The organism is Mesorhizobium caraganae, assembly GCF_016836705.1.
GTDB lineage: Bacteria > Pseudomonadota > Alphaproteobacteria > Rhizobiales > Rhizobiaceae > Mesorhizobium > Mesorhizobium caraganae.
This window is the reverse complement of the sequence record NZ_JAFCGY010000003.1, coordinates 197,887-213,796: the sequence shown is the minus strand read 5'-3', so window position 1 is coordinate 213,796 and position 15,910 is coordinate 197,887. Positions and strand designations below refer to the sequence as shown.

Below are 15,910 nucleotides of genomic sequence, written 5' to 3'. Positions count from 1 at the left end.
TGATAACAAATACAACAATAAGCGCGCGGCAAGCAGGAAAATACCAAAATAGATAAATGGCACATTCAATCAAAAAAAGAAAGTGGAAGCTACGATTTTTATATGCTGCGATGCTTTTCGTCTTAGTTGCCGTAATTGGTGGATTTGTATTTTACAACAATATGCCCAAGCCAGAAGATGAAGCGAAAAGTACGAAGATATGGCATTCATTGACCTGGAGAGTACAACTCTATACGCGTAAGGTGTTGGGGGGCGTTTCGGATCTATCCTGGTCGGAGCTTCTTCGGATGACGAACCCTTCGAGCGGGTTCGTTTTGACTACGACGGTGACGGAAGGGCGCTCCCTGGATGCCGCAGTCAGCAATCCTTTTATCAGTGCGGAGGATCGCGCCAGCGGTGCCGAGATATTTCGCAGGAGCTGCGCGGCCTGCCACGATGGATCGGGGACACACGCTCCGCTTCTCGACCGGTCACTTAGACATGGCGACAGCGACCTGGCCATTTACAAGGTCGTGCGCGACGGTATTCCCGCCACTTCCATGGCGTCCCACGCTGATCTGTCGTTCGACGACCGTTGGAGGGTTGTAAGCTATATCAGATCGCTTCAGGCCAGGACTTCGGCCACGAGCGACGACAACGCGACTCATCTTGATATCCGCGTGAAGGGCGACGACCTGCTTGCTCCGAATCTGGGCCAATGGTTGACCTATTCGGGTTCGTTGGACGGCCAACGCTATTCGCCGCTCTCCGAAATCACCAAGGAAAATGTGTCCCGACTTCGTGTCCGCTGGATTAGCCAACTCGACACCGATGACCGAGTTATAGAGGCAACGCCGCTCGTCGTCGGCGGAGCGCTCTTCACCAGCGTGCCTCCTGCCAGCATCGTTGCCTTCGACACAAAATCGGGCAAGGTGATCTGGAAGTACGACAGGCCCTTACCCGATAATCTGCCCATGTGCTGCGGTCGGGTGAACAGAGGCCTTGCTGTTCTCGGCACCACACTCTTTCTGGGTACCCTGGACGGCGTCCTCGTCGCTGTGGATGTCAACACCGGGATGGAGGTCTGGGAAACCGAAGTAGCGAAGCCCTCCGAAGGCTTCACAATGACCGGGGCGCCTCTGGTCGCGAACAATGCCATCGTAGTAGGCGTCGCCGGCGGCGAGTTCGGCATTCGCGGATTTCTGGCGGCCTATGACCCCGCGAGCGGCAAACAACTGTGGAAATTCAATACCATCCCTGGTTCTGGCGAACCGGGGCACGAGACTTGGGAGAACGACGCCTGGCGAACCGGCGGCGGCCCGACATGGGTGACGGGCAGCTACGACTCTTCACTTGATCTCTTATATTGGGGGGTTGGAAACCCGAGTCCCGACTATAATGGCGACGTGCGCCCGGGCGACAACTTGTACACCAACAGCGCGATCGCGCTGCATGCGAATTCCGGCAAGCTCGCATGGCACTTCCAGTTCACGCCACATGACGAACACGACTGGGACTCCAACCAGACGCCCATCCTTGCCGAACTCACGATCAACGGCGTCAAACGCAAGGTGATTTGCTGGGCAAACAGGAATGGATTTTACTATGTGCTCGACAGGGTCACAGGGGAGTTCCTGACCGGCGTAAACTTTGTGGAGCAGAATTGGGCCGATGGCCTGGATCACGCGGGGCGGCCGGTCTTATCCGCGGGCGCTTCGACGGAGGGACGCCTTATACGACCAGGCGGCGGCGGAACGAACTGGCAAAATCCGGCCTTCGACCAAGGTCAAGGGCTGGTCTTCGTACCGACGACCGAAGGGGCATCGATTTTTACGAAAACCGATCCGGACAACGTGCAACGGGGGGAGGGGGGACTGTTTGTTGCAAGCGGGGCCGCGTGGGTCGCTCCGCCCGTGCGGGCCGTGCGAGCGCTCGATGCTGCGACTGGCAAGAGGAGATGGGAATTCCGCTCCCCCACGGCAAAGGACTCAGGTTACGGCGGCCTCCTCGCCACTGCCGGCGGGTTGGTCTTCGGCGCCTCCGGCGGGGTGTTGTTCGCGCTCGACTCCGCCTCCGGACAAGAACTTTGGCGCGTGCCGCTTGGCGGAGAGACGAGAGCGGCTCCGATCTCGTTTAACGTGGACGGTCGGCAGGTCATCGCGATCGAAGCCGGTCGGGCACTGTTTGTCTTCGGACTATAGGACACCGCGCAGAATCAATATCTTGGCGCGAGGAGGACCAAGCGGACAGAACTCGGCGGATTTCGCGGGGTCCACGTCAAAATGCTTCATCGTCTTTTGAGCTGCCGTCCGGCACGTTTGCAATCGCGTCGAACCTCGAGGTCCCGAATAATTCCTGCTCGCGACGCCCCCGGAGAGAGTATCCGAAAGGATTAGGCGCGCGCCATCCGAAGGAACTAGCCGGCGGCAAGAGCTCGTCCAACAGGGCATTCTGACCGCCTATTGGCGTTCTCGCCCAACCCTTTCAGCCCAAGTAGCCTCTGCGCGATCATATCCGCTCGACAAAAAGGTGTGCGATGAAAGTCATGGTAACCGGCCATCTAGGCTATATCGGCTCGGTAATGGTGCCGATGCTGCTGCGCGCAGGGCATACGGTGACGGGTTACGACAGCGATCTCTACCGGCGCTGCACCTTTGCTTCGGGCGGGGAGCGGGCTTCCGTTCCGGCCGTTCAAAAGGACGTCAGGGATGTGGATGCGCGCGACCTCGAAGGGTTCGATGCCGTCATCCACCTGGCGGCTCTTTCCAACGATCCGCTGTCCGATCTCGATCCGGGCATCACCTACGAGATCAACCACAGGGGCAGCGTCCGTTTCGCAAAGGCGGCCAAGGAGGCCGGCGTGTCGCGCTTCCTGTTCGCGTCATCGTGCAGTAACTACGGACAGGCGGGCGACGAAATGGTCGACGAAACGGTCGTACTGAACCCGGTTACGGCCTATGGCTGGTCCAAGGTGCTTTCGGAACGTGATATTTCAGAACTGGCCGACAGCAGCTTCTCTCCCATCTATTTCCGGCCCGCCACGGCCTACGGCCTGTCGCCCCGGCTCCGCTTCGACATCGTGCTGAACAATCTGGTTGCCTGGGCCATCACCAAAGGCGTGATCCTCCTGAAGTCCGACGGGACACCGTGGCGGCCGATCGTCCATATCGAGGACATTTCAAGGGCGTTCATCGCCGGACTGGAAGCGCCACGCGAGATCATCCACAACGAGGCCTTCAATGTGGGACGAACGGACCACAACTACAGGATTCGCGACATAGCCGAGATTGTCGCCAAGGTCGTGCCGGGCTGCCGGCTTGAATTTGCGGCGGATGCTGGGCCCGACAAGCGGTCCTACCGTGTCAGCTTCGACAAGATCGCGCGCGCTCTTCCTGCCTTCAGGCCGCAATGGGATGCGCACAGGGGCGCCGAGCAGCTTTACCAGGCTTATTGCAAGTCGAACATCACTCTCGAGGAGTTCGAGGGGCCGCGCTTCCAGCGCATTGGCCACATCCGGTACCTTCTGGCCAGCGGACTTCTCGACCAGCGGATGCGGGTCACCGAACCTTCGCGAGCGCTGGAGGGCGCGGCGGGGTAACCGGATGGAACATTTGAACCCCGGCGGACTCGGCCTGTCGCCGTCTTCTACCGGCGTCGGCCAGGAAATCTATTCCTTGTCCGAACGTCTCTTTCCGATTTGCAGGAGCATCACCGGAGACGGTGTGCGACGAACGCTGGATATCCTGTCGGAGCAAGTTGACCTAGAACGGCATGAGGTGCCCACAGGGACGCAGGTGTTCGACTGGACTGTTCCACAGGAGTGGAACATCCGCTCGGCGAGCATTACAGGCCCGGACGGGCAAACGGTCGTAGACTTTGCCGACTCCAATCTGCACGTCGTCAACTACAGCATGCCCTTCAAGGGGACCCTGCCGCTCGACGAATTGAGGCGGCATATCCATACATTGCCCGAACAGCCGGGCTTGATCCCCTACCGCACCTCCTACTACGCCCCGACATGGGGCTTCTGCGTAGCTCACGACCGCGTGGCCAAAATGCCCGAGGGTCTCTACCGGGTCGAGATCGATGCCGAACTCAAGGACGGCTGCCTCACTTACGGCGAATACCTGCACCGCGGACATACGGAGCGAGAATTCCTGCTTTCGGCGCACATTTGCCATCCGTCACTCGCCAATGACAACTGTTCGGGCCTGGCCCTGCTGGCGACCCTTGCGCGAAGCCTGAAGGCAAGGAAGACACGATACAGCTACCGCTTCCTGTTCGCCCCTGGCACGATCGGCGCGCTCGCGTGGCTGTCCCGCAACGAGGACAGGACATATCTCATCGACCACGGTCTGGTGCTGTCATGCCTAGGTGATGCAGGAAGCCCGGCATACAAGCGCAGCCGCCGCGGCGACGCCTTCATCGACCGCGCCATGGCCTACGTGCTCGGGGGTGAAGCCGGGGCAAAGCTGATGGATTTCTCCCCTTACGGCTATGACGAGAGGCAGTATTGTTCGCCGGGCTTCAATCTTCCGGTCGGCATGTTCCAGCGGAGCGTCCACGGCACATTTCCCGAATACCACACATCTGCCGACAATCTCGACTTCATCAGGCCGGAACACCTGGAGGATTCCTTCCGCATCCTGACGGAGGTGATCGACATCGTCGAAGAGGACTGGACGCCGTTGAACCTCTTTCCCAAGGGCGAACCACAACTCGGAAAGCGCGGCCTCTACGCTGCGCTGGGAGGGCAGAAATCTTCGGGCGCCACCTCGATGTCGCTGCTCTGGGTGTTAAATCTAGCCGACGGACAGCATTCGCTTCTGGCTATGGCGGAACGCTCGGGCCTGCCATTCTGGGAACTGGCCGCCGCCGCGAAATTACTGTTGGATCATGGTCTCCTGGCTGCGGCTTTATGAGACGCCGGCTGCGGTCCGCTGCTTGAGCAGCGGCCACGTCCTGTCCCTTTCCGACATCGCCGTCGGCATCAAAGGCCAGCCTATCGAAAACGCAGGGTCGTTGTAGCGGACGCCCGTCGATGCGTGAGGCGTATAGAACTGCGATATGAGGTATGAGACCTCGGCATCATCCGTCAGGGTCTGTAGCCCGTGGGCGAACCCTGCTGGGATGTAGACCTGTTTCATGTTTTCGGGCGTCAACTCGAAGGCCAGCCAGCTGTGGCGTGTCGGTGAGTTCGGGCGCAGGTCAACGACAACATCGAAAATCGCGCCGCGGACACAGGAGACGAGCTTCACTTCGGTGTATGGATCCTCCTGATAGTGCAGCCCCCGAAGAGTACCCTTTCTGACGGAATGTGCGCGGCTGTGCTGGACAAAGCGCGTCGCCAGCCCGCAGTCGGCCATCTCTTTTTCGCAGAAGAGGCGGGTGAAGGAACCGCGGTCATCAATCACCGGCGTCGGCTCGATCAGCCAGACACCCTTCAGCTCAGTCTCGGTAAACTGCATATCGCCCTAACCCCCAATGGCCGGGCAAGGACCGGCAGTCCGATTGTCGGCACGGCGTGCCCGGCTGGAAGAGCTACCTAAGCCTTAGAGGGCCTCTCCGATGGCGGTATGCCGGGCCGGCAGTACTACCCGTTCGGTGGTCCTGACGGCGGCCAATGCGGCAGCCGTTTCGCTATAAGGATTAAGGCTCCCAACGGATTGGCAAATCGAACCCTTGGGCGCTCCGTCCTAACCTGCGACGCAAAAGAAGCACTCACCAAGAAGCACTCTCCAAAGGAGAGCCTCCTACGGAGACGCGGCGGGCACAGGTTCAGTGTCAGGCCCCCGCGTTTTCCGTTTTTCAAACCACCGCGCCATCGCGACAGGAGTACGGAATGAACATTGAGGCTGTCGAAATCGTTCGCGACTATAACACGGCACGCCGAAATGTCGGTTGCAGGCTCTGCGGATCGCGCCTGCGCCACACTCTGGTCGACCTTGGCATGTCGCCTCCTTGCGAGAGCTTCCTGCAGGCCGACCAGCTTGACCAGATGGAACTCTACTTTCCGCTCAACGTCATGGTCTGCGAGCGCTGCTACCTGGTGCAGCTCAAGGAGTATGTGAGTCCCGAGACCATCTTCAGCGAATACGCCTATTTCTCGTCCTTTTCGACAAGCTGGGTGGCTCATTCGAAAGCCTATTGCGAAACGATAACGAAGCGCCTTGGGCTTGGCGCCGACAGCTTTGCGGTGGAACTGGCAAGCAATGACGGTTATCTGCTGCAACACTTCCTGCCACTCGGCGTTCCCGTACTGGGTGTCGAGCCGGCCGCCAATGTCGCGCGCGCGGCTATCGAGAAGGGCGTGCCCACCCGGGTCGACTTCTTCGGGGTACGGCTGGCACTTCAGATGGTGGCCGAGGGACTGCGCGCCGACCTCATCATCGGCAACAACGTTTTGGCGCAGGTGCCTGACCTCAACGACTTCGTCGCGGGGATAAAAATCCTGCTCAAACCAGAGGGCGTGGTCACCCTCGAGTTCCCGCATATCGAGCGGCTGATGGCCGAAAACCAGTTCGACACTATCTACCACGAGCATTTTTCATATTTCTCGCTGCTGACGATCGACCTGATGGCGACCCGCCATGGACTGCGGCTGATCGACGTCGAGGAACTTCCGACCCATGGCGGCTCGCTTCGCGTCTATCTCGCCAACGAGGACAGCAGGTGGGCCACAGATGACCGTGTGGCCGAACTCCTCGAGCGCGAAAAAAGGCATGGGTTGACGGACATGACGACCTACACCTCCTTCGCCTACAAGGCGGAGCGCGCGAAACGCGATCTCCTGGCGTTCCTGATCTCGGCCAAGAACGAAGGCAAGAGGATTTGCGGTTATGGCGCGCCCGGCAAGGGCAACACGCTGCTCAACTATTGCGCCATCGGCACCGACTTCCTCGACTTCACGGTGGACCGCAATCCCTACAAGCACGGTCGTTTCACACCGGGCATGCACATCCCGATCAAATCCATCGAGGCGATCGACCAGGCCAAGCCGGACTACATACTGATCCTTCCATGGAACCTGAAGGACGAGATCATCAAGCAACTGCACCATGTCGCCGCTTGGGGCGCGAAGTTCGTGGTGCCAATTCCTTTCGTGACAGTGATCGATCCATCGGAGCCACCGAGATGAAAGTCGTCCTTTTCTGCGGCGGGCGCGGGACCCGGATTCGCGACTATTCCGACAGCATACCGAAGCCGATGATTCCGCTCGGCCACCAGCCGATCCTGCGCCATGTCATGCAGTGGTACAGCGATTACGGGCATGACGACTTCGTCTTGTGCCTGGGCTACAAGGCCAACGTCATCAAGGACTTCTTCCTGAACACCCGGCCGCAGACCTTTTCCGATTGCGTGGTTACCCGTGGCGGCCAGGACGTGCAACTGCTCGGCGACACAGTCAAGGACTGGAGCATCACCCTGCTCGACACGGGCATCTGGCGCAACATCGGAGAGCGCCTGTGGGCCGCGAGGGATCACGTCAAGAACGAGAAGATGTTCCTGGCCAACTACTCCGACGGCCTGACTAATGTCGACCTCGACGATGTGATTGCGAAGTTCGAGGCCAGCGGCAAGATCGGCTGCTTCCTCGCAGTGCGGGCGCCACTGACGTACCATTTGGCCGACATCGCGGAGGACGGGCGCGTGCGCGAGTTCCGTACGACGGACACCTCGGAGATCTGGATCAATGGCGGCTATTTCGTATTCCGTCCCGAGATCTTCGACTACATGCGCGACGGTGAGGAACTCGTTCTCGAACCCTTCAGGCGGTTGATCGATGACAACATGCTGATGGCGTATAAACACGAGGGCTTCTGGCGTTCGATGGATACGCTGCGTGATTGGCAATCGCTCGAAGACATGGTCGAGAAGGGCGACATGCCATGGAATAGGAAGGTCACCGCCGAAAAGAAAAGGCGCAGCATGGTGCTGGCCGCATCATGAGAGGGCTTCGCCTCGCACATCCCGGCGAGGAGCTCTCGATCCTCTGCGTTGGCGCCCATTCCGACGACATCGAGATCGGCGCGGGTGGCACAATACTCGGCTTGATAGCCTCGGGGGTCAAACTGGACGTCCACTGGTGTGTGCTGAGCGCAGACGGTCAGCGGTCGGCGGAAGCAAGGGCTTCGGCCGAGGCCTTTCTCGAAGGATCGCGCTCGTCCACAGTCGACGTTGCGGATTTCGAAGACAGCTACTTCCCCGCCCATAGCCGATCGATAAAGCAGTGGCTGATGGATGTGAGATCACGGGTTCATCCCGACGTTGTGTTAACCCACGCCAGGTTGGACGCCCATCAGGACCATCGGGAGGTCAACCAATTGACCTGGAACATCTTCCGCGATCACTTGGTGCTCGAATACGAGATCCCGAAATGGGATGGTGACCTCTGCCAGCCCAATGCCTACGTGCCGCTCACGGCCGCCGTGCTGGAACGCAAGATCGAACTTCTCCATGAGCACTTCGGGACGCAGCGCTCCAAGGACTGGTTCGACCGCGAGACATTCGCCGGGCTTGCCAGATTGCGTGGGATGGAATGCCGGGCGCCCGAGCATTTCGCCGAGGCTTTCACGCTGCGAAAGGCCAAAATTCTTTAGAAGTTCTCACACTTTCTCTCGCGAAAAACTATCGGTGGATCAACGAACAAATCGAGTGAAAGGGCATTGAACTCACGGGGCGATCTGCTAACAACTCGACTGTCGCCGTTGGCGAAAAGGACGAAAAAGATACCTCCAGAAGCAGCCATTCAAGCTGCCGGATTTTTACAATCCATTTTGAAGTTGGGGAAGCATCAACGTGGGCAAAGAAGAGATTGCTCGTGGATTCTCGCTCAGCGAAGCGCGGATCGGAACGGTCGAGGGCGGAGAATCCGGTGTTCTGGTGTGGAAATCCGACCAGCTAGTTGCAGTCCTTACACAGATCGACGAGGAAGCCTATTGCACGAAAGGCAAATGGTTCCTCGAGACCGGATTCGGGCTGCTGAGTGGGCAGCACAAGAACTTCGATACGATCGAGGAAGCCGTTAGATGGGTGGGCAGATACACCTTCGCCGAGCCTGTTCCCGCTGTAGATTGATCGGCGGATTCCGCAGCAGCGAAGCCTCTGGGCCCGTGTCCTGATACGTCGGCTCGTCTGTCAGACAGACTTTACCCTACCGGTTCCAAAACGAAGTGAGAACCCGTCGCCTTGTGCGGAAACGGCTCCTTCCTTGACCAAAGGAATGCGAGAAAGCAATGCTTTCGGGGCGTCAAGATGTCACCGCGAGCCGGGTTGCTGATTGCCTCCTGGTCGCATTGCTCGTGGGTTGAGGTTCTGGAGTAACAATTTCAGCTCGTTCATCGCCATTGTTATAGCGGCGGAAGACGACCTGCGAGGGGCGGCCTACCAAGAAACGGCTCGTCCCCGATTCCAGGGCCTGCGCATACACCGCCAGCGCACCGTCGACGACTTCTATCGTCTTCATGATTGCCGCGTCGTCGTGAGTGTAGCTGACGACGAGCGACGGCATGAGCACTCCACGCCGGATCGTCTCCTGCAGGAACAACGAGCGGTATGCCTGCGATGGCTTGCCGTTGGGGTCGAGCGTTGCATAGGCCAGACAGCAGGAGCGGCCGACAACCTTGAAGTGCCCATCCACGCCATGTCGTTTGGCGGCCTCTCCTATTCCTTCCCTCAGTTTCGTCCCCTGTCGGTACAGGTGTTCGACCACAGGCTCGCTCTGGTAAGTGCGCATGGTCGCGATCGCCGCCGCGAGCGCATGGGTCTCCGCGCCGTGTGTGGTGGACAGCAGAAACACCCTTGGGCGATCGGTATGCTCGAGGCCGCCGAGCCGCATGTATTCGCGTTTGCCCGCCAGGGCAGAGACCGAAAACCCATTGCCAAGCGCCTTGCCAAACGTCGACAGGTCCGGTTCGATGCCGTAGAGCTTCTGCGCCCCGGACTTATGCCACCTGAAGCCGGTGATCATCTCGTCGAGAATGAGCAGCGCACCCTTTTCCCTACAAAGGCGCTGTACTTGATGCAGGAACCCGTCCTCTGGATCGTCGCCACGGGTAGGCTCCAGGATGAGGGCGGCCAGCTTGCCGGGGTATCTGTCGAACAAGTCCTTCACGGAGGCGATGTCGTTGTACCGGAAAGTGACGGTCAGGTTTCGTACCGTCTCTGGAATTCCGGCATTCATCGGCGTGGTCCCGATGAACCAATCGTCTGTCGAAAAGAAAGGATGGTCGGCGCAGCAGGCAACGAGATCGCGGCCAGTGTAGGCGCGGGCAAGACGGACGGCCCCTGAAGTTGCATCCGATCCGTCCTTGCAGAACTTCACCATCTCAGCGCCGATAAGCTCCAGGAACGTCTCGGCGCAGTCGACCTCGATCCTGGCGGGCCGCGTGAAATTGGAGCCGCCATGAAGGGCCGTCTCCACCGCTCTCAGCACGGTCGGATAGGCATGCCCCAGCCCAACGGAACGGTTGCCCATGCCGTATTCGATGTACTCGTTCCCGTCGACGTCCCAGACATGGCACCCCAAACCACGCTCGATGAAGCCTGGCGCAAGGACGGGAAACTGGTCCTCACCTTTCGCGTAGGTGTGACTGCCGCCCGGGATCAGTTCACGGCCGCGTTCCTGCAGGCGGACGGACTTGTGAAAACGAAGGCTTTGCTCAGACATGCCGACCACTCCATTCCGGCAGCAAGTCTACATTTTCGGCTCGGGATTTCGCGTTCTCCATAAGGTCATCGGTTAGAACTTATGGTGGATACCGAGGCGGGCACGGGCCTTGACACCGCGCGATGGAACAGTTTTCGAAGCTCAGAACGAGATCACCGCGGCGAACCCGGGCGTTTCGAGCACCTCGTCATTGTCATCGACAGGAAGCTTGGGCAACGAACCGCATCGGACCGCGGCCGTGTTCGTCGCGGCTCCCGGATGTCATTCGCTCCAACGGAGATCCCACGACATTCGCAAGCTCAATGAATTTGTATCAAAACAATGCAAACGCGGCCCGCCAGGATTTCACCAAGGCGGGCCGTCTTGTCACTCGCGATCACTCTTCCGCCAGAGCTCCGTCTGCGAAGAGATCGTTGACCTTGTAGGCGACTTCCGTCCGGTTGGTCGCCTTCAGCTTCTTCATAATGTTTCGGATGTGGACCTTCACTGTGCTTTCACGCAGGTTCAGCTCGTAGGCGATGATCTTGTTCGCCTTGCCACGTCGGAGCGCCTGAGCGACCTCAGCCTGCCTGAGCGTGAACATGCCCGTCAAAGGCCGCGTGTCGCAGTTGCCTGAATCTATCAGGTGCCGCATGGAAAGGACACTGCTCGCCGGGACGAAGATGCCTCCCGCGGCCGCAAGGTTGATCGCTTCGACACACACATCGATCCCGACCGAAGTCGGAATGTAGCCGCGTGCGCCGCATTCGAGAGCCGTCAATATCTGTGCAAGATCCTCTGTGTCGGCCAAGATAACCACCGGCACTGACTTGAACTCGGATGAGATATGCCTGATCTCGTCTGCGATGCCATGGTCGGTGACTTTCCGGCCGCCAAGGTTGAAGAGTATGGCTGCAAGGGGAGGGGCCGAACCCTTCTTCACGCGCCATTCGTCGATCGAACCCATAGCGACGACCGCCATGCCGAGTTCGTGGTCCTCAAGGGCCGATGCGAGACACTCGCGATCTAGGGCCCTTCCGTCCAGGATGAGGAGGCACTGCCTGCCCGCCTGTTCGTTGACATTTTCAGTTCCGCCGGACGGAACTCCTGTCTGATTTGTTGAAGTGTAACTATGCAACCCTACTGTAGAACTCATATTAATACCCGCCTTTCCCCAACGCGATCTGCCTGACGGCGGCCCAATAGAGCTCCCTCATTCTTTTGGATTGAAGTTTGATACCCAGCCCATTGAAAAGCTTCAGGCTGGATTACCCCAGCTTGGAGCCTTGAGCAGTTCCTCACTGCCCGCCACCTAGAACAGCTTGAGCAGTCTATGAGTTCTTCATAAGCAGTCTCTAACTTAGGTTAATTTTCTATAAATTTTTAAGTCTTCAAAAAGACGTAGCCAAGCTGGACCCCAAAGCGCTGCGATCCCTTGAGGACGCTTGGCCAGCACCGTACCTTGTCGGACACATCATGCCGTCAGCCAATCAGCCAAGCAGATCACCCCGATTGCGACTGTTCGGCCGGTCCTCATCCGATAGGCCGAAGCAGGATCTGCTCGTATCCCCTGACGACACTACATCTTACCTCCAAAAGCTTCGTTGACGGCACATGCACCAGGCTGAACATTGGAATGCCGGCGTGTGCTCAAGGCTTACGCTGCCTGTCTGCGGCGAAAACGCGGAGGACAGGATAGGGGAGTCACTGCCCGCCCAACGGCTCCCCTATCGCCCCGCGCGGCAAACACGCGGTCAGGCCAGTTCCCAGAGAAGTTTGATTTGGAACGGCAAGCAGGATCCGCCTGCAGGGCGTAGCTGGCGTCGACAGCAATTAGTCGTCTGCCCGAAGGCTTCGCGGACGCTGGATGGAGGCCTGGTCTCAGGCGTTTCCTTGAGGATCAGCCTCGCTTAGCCAGTGCACATCCAGAACCGTCCCGTCCGTCTGGATCACGGCTTCGAAGGCGGCTATCAGCCTTTTGGCGGCTTTGCTGGCAATGTGGGACTCGGGGTACTTTGCCTCCACGGCCCGCGCACGCTCGTAAACTTCCTTGAGTTGCCTGACTTGCTTGGGACCGAATGCGCTATGTACAACCTGAATGGTCATACCGCTTCTCCTCCTCGTGCCGGCACTCCAACAACCCACCCGTTGCCCAGCGCTCCCGCGATTTCATCATTAGCACAGGGTTTTGCGATTGGCACCAAAAACAACCTGCAATCCTAGTATAGATTACCCTTTTCTCTGGTCGAGGCGTTCTTTAGTAGGCGTTCGCGAATTGAGGTTAGCCGTTTGCAGGAGGCGTGAGCCGGATTACGAAAAGACCGCAATCGCGAAACAACTCGAGGAGTCCATCGACTAGATGGTCCCCTCTCGAAAGCGAAAGGGCACCTATTTTCACGTCCTGCGATCATGCCGCGTGCGTTTTGCGACAGCCGTGGGCGGGACATGCAGCCATTCAGTCTTCAAGCCTCCGCCGAGCGGACGACCACCTCTTGGTTCCCATCGTAGGTAGAAGTACTTGCCGTGTCTTGCAGATGCGGGTGTCGGGCTACGCACTTTGGCTCTCTTGCCCGGGATATCCATCTGCCGAAAGATGAGCCGTCGGACAGCTTCGCGCGTCCGCGTAACCCGGAGCCAAGCGGGAGGCTCGGTCAGCAATGCAGGTGTCCTTGCCGGGGCTGCTGGTGGTCGTGGCCATTTTGGTCATCGCCTACTATTCCAGGGGAATGCTGATTATCGGCCTTGTCGCTTCCCAGGCATTCGGGGCGACGGCAATCATGACGCTGACTTTCTTGGGTGGGTCGTCTCCGCTGATCTACACTATGTTTGCGGCACTGCTGGTTACCGCCGTTGCCGCGCGACGTCGCTTCTGGTTCGATCTTGGAACGGTGTTCGGAAGCATCCGCCCGGTCTGGATTCTGACAAGCCTGATGGCTTACGCAATCATCGGGGCATGGCTGTTTCCAAGATTCTTCGAAGGACAGACCACCGTCTTCGTGCAGTCGAAAAACCGGGGTTCGGTCGTCGAAGCGTCTCTGGCGCCGGTTTCAGGCAACACTTCACAGACGGGCTACTTCATTCTTGGCGGACTCACCGCCATCGCGCTTTGTGCGTTGCTGCTGCATTCCAACAGGATTGACCAGGTCCGCCGCGGCTTCTTCTTGTGGTGCGGTCTGCACGCGGGCATGGGGCTGGTCGATCTTGTCGGCAAGAATGCAGGGGCAGGAGACTTGCTGGCGCCGATCAAGACCGCCAACTACGCACTCATAACACAAGCAGTCGAGGCTGGATTCGTGCGGATCACGGGACCTTTTTCGGAGGCCTCTTCCTTCGCCAGCGTTTCCCTGGCCTGCCTGGCATTCTGCTACACGTATTGGAGGAAGACCAAATCACGACTTGCCCAGTGGTTGGCGGGCATCCTGCTCTTCCTGACCGTTCTGTCGACTTCGTCGACCGCTTACGTCGGTCTAACTCTCCTGTGCCTTCCGGTCGCCTTCTCGATGTTGGTTTCGGTCCTTCGAGGGCGAGTTGAACGCGAGGAGATACTGATAACCGCTTTTATGGCGACAGGCGTGGTCGCCATAATGGGCGTCAGCCTCTACAACGCCGGAGTCCTTGAACCCTTCGTCAGGTTGCTCAATTCCACCATTATCAGCAAGGCGGATTCGGCCTCCGGCCTGGAGCGCACCTACTGGAACATCAAGAGCCTTCAGTCCTTCCTGGACACCAGCGGCCTTGGCGTCGGTTTCGGCAGTTCGCGGGCATCGAGCTGGCCGATCGCGGTGCTTTCCCAGCTTGGCGTGTTCGGATCGCTGATGATGGCGATCATGGTCGGTGTCCTGGTCAGCGGAATCGGGCGGCTGCGTGAATGGGTCGATCCGGAAACTGAAGCAGTCGTGACAAGTGTCAGGAATGCGTCCCTCGCCGGCATAATTGCCAGCTCAGTGTCAGGTGGCAGCGCCGATCCAGGCATCCTTTTCTTCACCGGGTGAAGAACACGCTGGCAACGGTGCAGTCCATCGTCTGGCAGGCATCGCGAGCCAATTCCGATCCAAAGGTGATCCGCGAGGCCGTCGAGTCCCGGCTGTTTGCGCTTTCCCGGTCGCACAACCTGCTGACGCGCGAAAACTGGCACAGCGCCGGGTTGCTCGATGTCCTCCACGATGCCCTGGAACCGTTCGGAGTCTCCGACGGGCGGGCGCAGCGCCTGGCGATTTCAGGCGAAAACATTCGCCTCTCGACCAAGGCGGCTCTCGCGCTTGGCATCGCCTTCAACGAACTGGCGACCAACGCAATGAAATACGGCGCGTTTTCCAACGACAAGGGTTCGATCCGGATCGACTGGACGATCAAGCCGACGCCCGATGGCCGGTTGCTGGTCCTTTCCTGGCGAGAGAAGGATGGGCCGCCGGTTGCGCCACCGCTGCGACAGGGGTTCGGCTCGCGCGTGATCGAGCGCGGCCTGACCCACGAACTCGGAGGCGCTGTGCAACTTGACTATCGCCCGGACGGGTTGATCTGCACGATGAACATTCCGGTACCGGGAGCTCGCGATGAATAAACTGCTTTCTGGCCGTCGCTTCCTCGTTGTCGAGGATGAAATTCTGGTGCTGATGATGATTGAGGACATGCTGGGCGATCTTGGATGCCAGTCCGTGATCTCAGCCGCCACGATCGAAAAGGCGATCGCCCTGATCGAAGCGCAGGCTTTCGATGCAGCCATGCTGGATATGAATCTGGATGGCGACGACAGCAATGCCGTGGCCGACGCGCTTGCCGAGCGCGGCGTGCCCTTCATCTATTCGACTGGCAACAGCGGTCGCGACATGCGCGAAGGCTTCAGCAACCGTGCCGTCCTTCGCAAACCGTTCAGCTTTGACGAACTCAGCAGCAAACTCGAGCGCCTTCTTTCTCCTTGATCAAGGCAATGGTCAGCGCGGCTGGGACGCTCATTTTAGAAGGCGCTGATTGGTCTGCATCCTCTCAGAGTCGGGTAGCGTCGTCCAGGAATGATGACCTGTCGAAATTCTTCCGACCTATAAATCCAATCCACTGGAACAAAAATACTCCACAGTCGCTATGTCTATTGATAATAGTTTTCGCCATGGCTCTCGAGATAAAGGGAAACGCTCATAGGAGGCGCATGGCGGATATGGATATCACCACAATTCTGGTCATAGTTCTTATTGTCATTTTACTAGGCGGCGGCGGCTTCTACGGCCGTGGACGCTGGTACTAAACCGCGAAGATCATCGACGAGTCCGAAACCCTTTCGTTCCCGCA

Annotated in this window: 14 protein-coding genes; 10 read left to right on the top strand and 4 right to left on the bottom strand. The window is 58.8% G+C overall.

The features are described from left to right. The first annotated feature begins 56 nt into the window (after window positions 1-56). The 3 genes from JQK88_RS10995 to JQK88_RS10985 all read left to right on the top strand — a co-directional run bounded on the left by JQK88_RS10995 (window position 57) and on the right by JQK88_RS10985 (window position 4,901). A complete protein-coding gene (locus tag JQK88_RS10995; protein WP_192253985.1) occupies window positions 57-2,180 on the top strand; it encodes an outer membrane protein assembly factor BamB family protein in 2,124 nt (707 codons plus the stop codon). A 335-nt stretch (window positions 2,181-2,515) separates the two neighbouring features. After that, window positions 2,516-3,577, top strand: coding sequence for an NAD-dependent epimerase/dehydratase family protein (locus JQK88_RS10990; protein WP_203278309.1), 1,062 nt, complete (start codon window positions 2,516-2,518; stop codon window positions 3,575-3,577). A 4-nt stretch (window positions 3,578-3,581) separates the two neighbouring features. Then, a complete protein-coding gene (locus JQK88_RS10985) occupies window positions 3,582-4,901 on the top strand; it encodes a DUF4910 domain-containing protein (RefSeq protein WP_203278308.1) in 1,320 nt (439 codons plus the stop codon). On the opposite strand, the gene rfbC is transcribed toward JQK88_RS10985, so the two are convergent. Further along, entirely contained in the window at window positions 4,896-5,447 is a 552-nt protein-coding gene (gene rfbC / locus JQK88_RS10980) for a dTDP-4-dehydrorhamnose 3,5-epimerase (RefSeq protein ID WP_192253989.1), read from the bottom strand. The genes JQK88_RS10985 and rfbC overlap by 6 nt on opposite strands. A gap of 374 nt (window positions 5,448-5,821) precedes the next feature. Here rfbC and JQK88_RS10975 point away from each other — a divergent pair, with 374 nt between their 5' ends. The 4 genes from JQK88_RS10975 (at window position 5,822) to JQK88_RS10960 (ending at window position 9,057) form a co-directional block, all read left to right on the top strand. Further along, a complete protein-coding gene (locus tag JQK88_RS10975; protein ID WP_192253990.1) occupies window positions 5,822-7,117 on the top strand; it encodes a class I SAM-dependent methyltransferase in 1,296 nt (431 codons plus the stop codon). After that, on the top strand, window positions 7,114-7,929 hold the full coding sequence (locus tag JQK88_RS10970; protein WP_192253991.1) for a sugar phosphate nucleotidyltransferase: 816 nt from the start codon (window positions 7,114-7,116) through the stop codon (window positions 7,927-7,929). The genes JQK88_RS10975 and JQK88_RS10970 overlap by 4 nt, the downstream gene beginning before the upstream one ends. Continuing rightward, window positions 7,926-8,579 (top strand): PIG-L deacetylase family protein, encoded by a 654-nt coding sequence (locus tag JQK88_RS10965; RefSeq protein ID WP_192253992.1) that lies wholly within the window; start codon window positions 7,926-7,928, stop codon window positions 8,577-8,579. The genes JQK88_RS10970 and JQK88_RS10965 overlap by 4 nt, the downstream gene beginning before the upstream one ends. Window positions 8,580-8,778: 199 nt before the next feature. Beyond that, window positions 8,779-9,057, top strand: coding sequence for a hypothetical protein (locus tag JQK88_RS10960; protein ID WP_246501622.1), 279 nt, complete (start codon window positions 8,779-8,781; stop codon window positions 9,055-9,057). Between the two features lie 172 nt (window positions 9,058-9,229). Here JQK88_RS10960 and JQK88_RS10955 read toward each other — a convergent pair whose 3' ends face one another. The 3 genes from JQK88_RS10955 to JQK88_RS10945 form a co-directional block, all read right to left on the bottom strand. Next, on the bottom strand, window positions 9,230-10,648 hold the full coding sequence (locus JQK88_RS10955) for a glutamate-1-semialdehyde 2,1-aminomutase (protein WP_192253993.1): 1,419 nt from the start codon (window positions 10,646-10,648) through the stop codon (window positions 9,230-9,232). A 376-nt stretch (window positions 10,649-11,024) separates the two neighbouring features. Then, window positions 11,025-11,783, bottom strand: coding sequence for a response regulator transcription factor (locus tag JQK88_RS10950; RefSeq protein ID WP_192253995.1), 759 nt, complete (start codon window positions 11,781-11,783; stop codon window positions 11,025-11,027). 725 nt (window positions 11,784-12,508) lie between these two features. After that, the gene (locus JQK88_RS10945; RefSeq protein WP_192253997.1) at window positions 12,509-12,733 is read right to left on the bottom strand and encodes a hypothetical protein; all 225 of its coding nucleotides are present in this window, start codon (window positions 12,731-12,733) and stop codon (window positions 12,509-12,511) included. Window positions 12,734-13,284: 551 nt separating this feature from the next. Here JQK88_RS10945 and JQK88_RS10940 point away from each other — a divergent pair. The 3 genes from JQK88_RS10940 to JQK88_RS10930 are packed head-to-tail and all read left to right on the top strand — an operon-like array spanning window position 13,285 to window position 15,546. After that, window positions 13,285-14,619 carry a hypothetical protein gene (locus JQK88_RS10940; RefSeq protein ID WP_203278307.1) on the top strand — a complete coding sequence of 445 codons (1,335 nt, stop codon included), beginning with the start codon at window positions 13,285-13,287 and terminating at the stop codon, window positions 14,617-14,619. After that, complete coding sequence (locus JQK88_RS10935; RefSeq protein ID WP_312037260.1) at window positions 14,616-15,188, top strand: sensor histidine kinase; 573 nt, start codon at window positions 14,616-14,618, stop codon at window positions 15,186-15,188. Before JQK88_RS10940 ends, JQK88_RS10935 begins: the two co-directional genes overlap by 4 nt. After that, entirely contained in the window at window positions 15,181-15,546 is a 366-nt protein-coding gene (locus tag JQK88_RS10930; protein ID WP_203278306.1) for a response regulator, read from the top strand. Before JQK88_RS10935 ends, JQK88_RS10930 begins: the two co-directional genes overlap by 8 nt. The last annotated feature ends 364 nt before the right edge of the window (window positions 15,547-15,910 follow it).

Excerpts from the sequence above, each read along its gene's own strand:
- JQK88_RS10995 (WP_192253985.1), top strand. The coding sequence starts at position 57 with ATGGCACATTCAATCAAAAAAAGAAAGTGGAAGCTACGATTTTTATAT.
- JQK88_RS10990 (WP_203278309.1), top strand. The coding sequence starts at position 2,516 with ATGAAAGTCATGGTAACCGGCCATCTAGGCTATATCGGCTCGGTAATG.
- JQK88_RS10985 (WP_203278308.1), top strand. The coding sequence starts at position 3,582 with ATGGAACATTTGAACCCCGGCGGACTCGGCCTGTCGCCGTCTTCTACC.
- rfbC (WP_192253989.1), bottom strand. The coding sequence starts at position 5,447 with ATGCAGTTTACCGAGACTGAGCTGAAGGGTGTCTGGCTGATCGAGCCG.
- JQK88_RS10975 (WP_192253990.1), top strand. The coding sequence starts at position 5,822 with ATGAACATTGAGGCTGTCGAAATCGTTCGCGACTATAACACGGCACGC.
- JQK88_RS10970 (WP_192253991.1), top strand. The coding sequence starts at position 7,114 with ATGAAAGTCGTCCTTTTCTGCGGCGGGCGCGGGACCCGGATTCGCGAC.
- JQK88_RS10965 (WP_192253992.1), top strand. The coding sequence starts at position 7,926 with ATGAGAGGGCTTCGCCTCGCACATCCCGGCGAGGAGCTCTCGATCCTC.
- JQK88_RS10955 (WP_192253993.1), bottom strand. The coding sequence starts at position 10,648 with ATGTCTGAGCAAAGCCTTCGTTTTCACAAGTCCGTCCGCCTGCAGGAA.
- JQK88_RS10950 (WP_192253995.1), bottom strand. The coding sequence starts at position 11,783 with ATGAGTTCTACAGTAGGGTTGCATAGTTACACTTCAACAAATCAGACA.
- JQK88_RS10945 (WP_192253997.1), bottom strand. The coding sequence starts at position 12,733 with ATGACCATTCAGGTTGTACATAGCGCATTCGGTCCCAAGCAAGTCAGG.
- JQK88_RS10940 (WP_203278307.1), top strand. The coding sequence starts at position 13,285 with ATGCAGGTGTCCTTGCCGGGGCTGCTGGTGGTCGTGGCCATTTTGGTC.
- JQK88_RS10930 (WP_203278306.1), top strand. The coding sequence starts at position 15,181 with ATGAATAAACTGCTTTCTGGCCGTCGCTTCCTCGTTGTCGAGGATGAA.